We start from the raw sequence: 4,534 nt of genomic DNA, 5'->3' as shown, positions 1-4,534 counted from the left end.
CTGCTTCGGGGTCGCGCCGTCGGTGGCGGCCGCGGGCGCCTCCCGTCCGGACCGGTCGGACGGCCTGCCGTCCCGGGGCTCCGTGGGCCGGGACGTCGAGGTCTGTGGTGCTGCCGGGGTCTGTGGTGCTGCCGGGGTCCGCTGTGCGGTCCCGGACGCGGACTCGCGGCGGGGGGTCCCTGCGTCCGCGGCGGCCTTGCCGTTCGGGGAGGCCGTACGCCCGGCGGTGGCCGAGTCCGGCTTCCTCCCGCTGCTCTGGGTGGGGGTGAAGTCGGCGAAGAAATCATGCCAGGCGGCATCGACTGAGGAAGGGTCGGCGAGGAACTGGTCGTACATCTCCTCGACGAGCCATTCGTTGGGGCCGAACTGTGACGCAGGACTGCTGCTGGACACGGCTGGGACTCGCCTCTATCCGTCTCGATCTTGGTTGGTCGATTGCGCGTCTACCAGGCTAACCCCCGGCTCTACCCGGCCGTGAAGCGAACTGGCCCACGGCGTGGCACGGAACATGCCGGTGCCGCTCTGGATGGAGTCAGTGATCCTTGCCACCCTTGATCGCGCCCGATCGACCTCCCGCTGAGCGGAAAGCGGTCTCGCGCCCGCGTCAGCACAGGCCGGGTTCCAGAGCGCGGACGGCTTTCTCCACCAGGTCGGTCACATTGTCCTCGGCCACGGCGGTGCCCAACTCGCCGTTCTCCACGGCGAGTTCCCCGCTCGTCAGGACGTTCGCGCAACGTGCCCGGACGATCCGGGTGCGTCCGTCGTCCTCCGTCCGGGTGCCGACCTCGTCGGCGAACCCGAGGCCCTCCACGTCCTCGAGGCCCGGGGCGGCGAACCGCCTGCGGGCCTCACCGGTGGCCGACCGGTTCGGAGTCGCGGTGACCAGGTCGTAGTTCAGGGTCACCGTGCCCTGGGTGTTGAACAGCAGCACCGACAGGCCGTACGAACAGCGGGCGTTGTCCGCGGAGGACTGGGCGTCCAATCGCTGCGGCATCACCGCGAGGGACAGCATGCTGTCGATCAGACCGTCCACGGCCTCCTCGTCGAGGACCTCGCACGCGTCCGGAACGTCCGTGGCGAGCGGGCCGAACTCCCAGGTCCACGGCCGGTCCACCGCCAGCACGGCCACGGCGACGAGCGCCGCCGAGGCCAGCGCCCTGCCGCGTTGCGGCGCCCAGCCCAGGTCGTGGATCTCCACCGGGGACCCGGCCCGGTGGGCTCTGCGCTGCAGGGTGCGGACCTCGTCGGTGAAGCGGGCGCGGTCGACGCCCCCGAGTCCCGAGCGCGGCACCGGCAACGGCAGGCGGGAGAACCACCGGTCGTCGGCGCGCCGGAGCTGGGCGCGCCGTCCGAACGGTGAACGGTACGTCTCGATGCGCACGATCGCGGGCCAGCGCACGGTCGAGGGCAGCGGTGCGGCCACCGTGACGCCGTCGTCGGTCACCGTCACCCGTCCCGTCCCCGCGCCGACGACGTTGCCCACGGCGGCGGCGAGCATCAGGATGCCGAGCAGCGCCAGCGCCGACAACCGCCATGGCGCGGGCGCCAGCAGTGCTGCGGAGAGCAGCCCCGTACCGGCCACTCCCCACGGCACCGACCACAGCGCCGCCGCACGCCGGGGTGCGAGCGGGTGCGGTGGTGCCGGCTCGGTGCGGATCGGTCTGCGCGCCGTGGTGCCCGGGCGCCGCCGTGCCACCACGAAGAGGTCCTGCCCGCCGAGCAGCCACCAGCAGGGCGTCTGGTCCGGCCGCTGGACCCGGACCCGCTCGAAGACGTAGTAGTACAGCTCGTCGAGGGTGATGCGCTGGTCGAAGTCGTCATCGGCCGCGCCGGTGTGCAACGCCTCGATGAGCGCGGCGGTGAACACCGAACCACGGTCCGCGTCGGGGTCGCCGTCACGGACCTCGCTACCCTCGAAGGCGTACTCGACGGCGGTGGAGGCGGTGAGGATCGCCAGACCCCGGCCCCGGCCGAAGCGTTCCTGCAGGCGCACGGACGGATCGGCCTTGGCGACCATGCCGCGCGGGAAAGCGCCGCTGTAGCAGCAGTCCAGGATGAGCAGGATGTGGCGCGACCGGCAGGCCGCGATCCAGCGGTTCAGCTCGTCGGTCGACACCGCGCCGGCGTCCAGGTCGTCCAGGCGGGTGTCCGTCGCGCCCAGGAACAGCTCGCCCGCCGCGTCCTTGACGCCGTGTCCGGAGAAGTACAGCACCAGCACGTCGCCGGGTTCCCGGTCGGCGAAGAAGTTCCGGGTGGCGCTCGCCAGTTCGGCGGCGGTGGTGTCCACCAGCGTGCGCACGGAGTAGTCCCCGACGTCGGGATCACCCAGCACGGCGGCGAGGGCGTCGACGTCCTGCGCGGGGGAGCGCAGCCGCCGCAGCGTGGGGTCGGTGTAGGTGCCGTTGCCGATCAGCAGGGCGTGGCCCGTCATCAGCCGGGCGTGTGCCGGTCGGGCAACGCCTCCGGCACGTGGTCGATCTGCCCGGTGGGCGCATCGGTGATCGCGGTGTGCGCCTCGTGTTCCTCGGTGTCGACGACGGCGGTGTCGACGGTGATCGTCAACGACGGTGCGGCCATGTCCCGTGTACCTCCCCAGTGTTGACCGGCAGGGCGAGGCTACCGGCTCGGGCACGCCGCGTCACATTTCGTGAGCGAGGTGTCGTCAGCGCTGTCCGTCACCGCCGTCCGTCACCGCCGTCCATCACCGTTGCTCCGAGTGCCGCCACAGGTCGGCGTAGCGCCCGCCCGCGGTCACCAGTTCGTCGTGGGTCCCGCGCTCGACCACCCGGCCCCGGTCGAGGACCACGATGACGTCCGCGCGCGCGGCGGTGGCCAGCCGGTGCGCGACGACGAACGTCGTCCGCCGCCGGGCCACCTCGTCGGTGGCGCGCAGCACCGCCGACTCGGTCGCCGGGTCGAGCGCCGCGGTGGCCTCGTCGAGCAGCAGCACGTCCGGGTCCACCAGCTCCGCCCGGGCCAGTGCCACGAGCTGCCGCTGGCCCGCCGACAGTGACCGGCCGCGTTCCCCGACCTGCTGGTGGAAGCCATCCGGCAGCGCCGCGATGCCCTCCACCGCGCCGACCGCCCGGACCGCCTCCTCCACTTCGGCGTCGGTGGCGTCCGGGCGGCCGTACCGGACGTTGTCGGCGACCGTGCCGGAGAACAGGTGTGCCTCCTGGGGGACGACGCCGAGCCTGCCGCGCAGACCTGCGAGGTCGTAGTCGCGCACGTCCACCCCGTCGACGCTCACCTTGCCGCCGGTGACGTCGTGGAACCGCGCGACGAGTTTGACCACGGTGGACTTGCCCGCACCCGTGGCGCCCACCAGTGCCACGGTCGTGCCCGCGGGCACGTGCAGGGACACGCCGTCCAGTGCGGGGGTCTCCGCCCCCGGATAGGAGAAGTCGACGTCGATCAGGTCCACCTCGCCGCGCAGCCGCGGCGGCACCGGCACGGGGTCCGCGGCGGGCGGCACCGACGTCGGGGTGCGCAACAGGTCACCGATGCGGCGCAGACCCACCTTGGCCTGCTGGTAGCCGTCGAACACGGTGGACAGCTGCTGCACCGGGGAGAAGAACAGCCCCAGGTACAGCAGGAACGCCATCAGCACGCCCACCTGGAGGGTCCCGTCGGCGACCCGGCCCGCCCCGACGACCAGCACGACGACCTCGGCGATGCCGGACAACAGGGTGACGAACGGGAAGTAGGTCGCGACGTAGCGCTGGGCGCGCAGCCGCGAGCGCCGGTAGGCGTCGCTGCGGGAGGCGAACTCGCGCGCCGAGTGCCCCTCGCGGGTGTAGGCCTGGGCCACCCGCAGGCCGCTCACGTTCTCCTGCATGTCGGCGTTGACGGCGCTGACCCGCTCCCGCGCCTCGGTATAGGCGGCCGAGGCCCGTTTGCGGAACACCAGCGTGGCCACCACCAGCACCGGCAGCACCGCGAAGACCGCGAGCGCCAGGCCCGGATCGGTGACCACCAGCGCGCCGCCGATCCCGAGGATCGTGAGCACACTGACCACCGCGGTGGACAGCCCGGTCTGCAGGAACGTGGACAGCGCGTCCACGTCGGTGGTCATCCGGGTCATGATCCGGCCGGCCTGCTCGCGTTCGTAGTAGTCCAGCCCCAGGCGTTGCAGGTGGGCGAAGCTGCGCACCCGCAGCAGGTACAGCACGGACTCCCCGGTGCGGGCGGTCATCCGGGTCTGCACGTTGACCACCAGCCAGTCCAGGGCGATGATCAGCGCCCCCGCCCCGGCGGCGAGCAGGATCACCGACTCCGCCCCCGCACGGACGCCGTCGTCCACGCCGCGCTGGTAGAGCGCGGGCACGGCGATCGTCGCGAGCGCGTCGATCGCCACGAGCGCCACCACCAGCGCCAGCAGACCCCGCACCGGCCGCAGCAGCCTGCGCAACCGGAAGTGCGGGTCGGGGGCGGTCGGATCGGCACCGTCCAGCCGGGGCGTGCCGGTCGCCTCGGGGAAGCTCGCGGACCCGCCGCACCAGCTCCGGGGTCGGGGGCAGGTCGAGGGAGGCCC

Annotated in this window: 3 protein-coding genes and 1 pseudogene; all 4 read right to left on the bottom strand. The window is 72.9% G+C overall.

Annotated features, from left to right (window positions below):
- Window positions 1–393 (bottom strand): 2-oxoglutarate dehydrogenase E1 subunit family protein (locus SACPADRAFT_RS32310; protein ID WP_007026634.1); only part of this gene is annotated, 393 nt, incomplete at its 3' end.
- Between the two features lie 211 nt (window positions 394–604).
- The gene (locus SACPADRAFT_RS29860) at window positions 605–2,431 is read right to left on the bottom strand and encodes a caspase family protein (RefSeq protein ID WP_007026635.1); all 1,827 of its coding nucleotides are present in this window, start codon (window positions 2,429–2,431) and stop codon (window positions 605–607) included.
- Complete coding sequence (locus SACPADRAFT_RS31270; protein WP_007026636.1) at window positions 2,431–2,577, bottom strand: hypothetical protein; 147 nt, start codon at window positions 2,575–2,577, stop codon at window positions 2,431–2,433. The genes SACPADRAFT_RS29860 and SACPADRAFT_RS31270 overlap by 1 nt, the downstream gene beginning before the upstream one ends.
- Before the next feature lie 124 nt (window positions 2,578–2,701).
- Window positions 2,702–4,534 (bottom strand): annotated as a pseudogene (locus SACPADRAFT_RS25835) (ABC transporter ATP-binding protein); the annotation flags it as partial.

This window comes from Saccharomonospora iraqiensis subsp. paurometabolica YIM 90007, from assembly GCF_000231035.2.
Lineage (GTDB): Bacteria > Actinomycetota > Actinomycetes > Mycobacteriales > Pseudonocardiaceae > Saccharomonospora > Saccharomonospora paurometabolica.
Note: the sequence above shows the minus strand (reverse complement) of the source record. Positions and strands in the feature narration are given on the sequence as shown.